Below are 1498 nucleotides of genomic sequence, written 5' to 3'. Positions count from 1 at the left end.
GATACAGGAGCGACTGGGGATACGGGAGCGACCGGTGATACAGGAGCAACCGGTGCAACGGGAGCGACTGGGGATACGGGAGCGACCGGGGATACGGGAGCGACCGGCGATACGGGAGCAACTGGTGTAACAGGAGCTACTGGCGATACAGGGGCCACCGGGGCTACAGGTGCAACTGGGGTAACGGGTCCTACAGGTGATACAGGAGCGACGGGTGTAACAGGAGTGACCGGCGATACGGGAGCTACTGGCGCCACAGGAGCTACCGGTGTAACGGGAGTGACCGGCGATACGGGAGCTACCGGTGCCACAGGAGCTACCGGTGCCACAGGAGCTACCGGTGTAACGGGAGTGACCGGCGATACGGGAGCTACCGGTGCCACAGGAGCTACCGGTGTAACGGGAGTGACCGGCGATACGGGAGCTACCGGTGCCACCGGCGCGACGGGCGCCACCGGCGAAGTGATCACGACCGACAGTATGTCAGCGTCCAACACAACTTCGGCTGTTATCGCCGTTGTGTTGGGTGGTACCGATGTACCACTGCCAGACAATCAGAACCTGAACACGTTCACTGTGGACGGTACGGATACTGAATTCACCGTACCGGAAACGGGAGAATATCTGGTTAGCTATGCTGTAGCCACAACGGCAGCGTTGCTGGTTTCCTCACAGGTATTGCAGAACGGCACACCGCTAGCGGCTTCGATAGTTACCCCTACCGTTGCGGCAGCTAATTTGTTTACGTCCTTTATTGTTCCTCTGACTGCAGGCGATACGCTAACACTCCAGTTGTTTGGCTTACTTGGAGCAGCCACTCTTCTTGGTGGTGCAAGCACGTATATGACAGTTGTTCGACTGATATGATCTAGCCTTTCCAAGACCAACCCCCTTCTCCGCTTCTGTGGGAAGGGGTTTTTTTGTTGCATTGGCGAGCTGTGTAATGCTTTTCATCGGAATTTTAGAGTTAGTTACTATACTTTCTAAATTGGAAGTTAGTGAACAAGTTAGCAGAAGGAGAAGGACGGTAGATTGAAGGTGTTTTAATCCCTGCCATTTTTGTTAATGACATGGAACGAAGGAGGAATATACGTATGGGTTTATTTCTATTGTTGTTCCTGTATTTAACGAACAGTATATACCAGGACGTGATATGGCATATGGAGCAAATGGAATATCCTTGGTACAAATTTACATAATGTTTCATATGATATTATGATTAACCGACTTTTAAAAGGCAGCAAGGTTTCGGGACGATAGCAATAACACTGGATTGTGCTGTTCCCCGGCCCGGGCAGGAACATGTAAGACTAAGGAACGTAGTATGATATGAACCGAATACTTTATATATGATTTTCTTGCTGCGGCAATACACACTACGTGTATTGTCACCTTTACCATTATTTGAGGAGGGGTAGTTTTTGGACACCTTAGGGTTACAGCTTGAAAGAAATACAAGCGGGACGGTTGTAGCGAATGCCAATGTGGTATTTGAGGA

At 50.7% G+C, this 1498-nt stretch carries 1 protein-coding gene; it reads left to right on the top strand.

Annotation, left to right across the window (positions count from 1 at the left end):
- Window positions 1-867, top strand: an 867-nt coding sequence (locus BMW43_RS18485; protein WP_091751293.1) for a BclA C-terminal domain-containing protein, incomplete at its 5' end; no start/stop codon positions are given.
- Between the last annotated feature and the right edge of the window lie 631 nt (window positions 868-1498).

Origin of the sequence: Propionispora vibrioides, assembly GCF_900110485.1 — a bacterium.
Taxonomy (GTDB): domain Bacteria; phylum Bacillota; class Negativicutes; order Propionisporales; family Propionisporaceae; genus Propionispora; species Propionispora vibrioides.
Note: the sequence above shows the minus strand (reverse complement) of the source record. Positions and strands in the feature narration are given on the sequence as shown.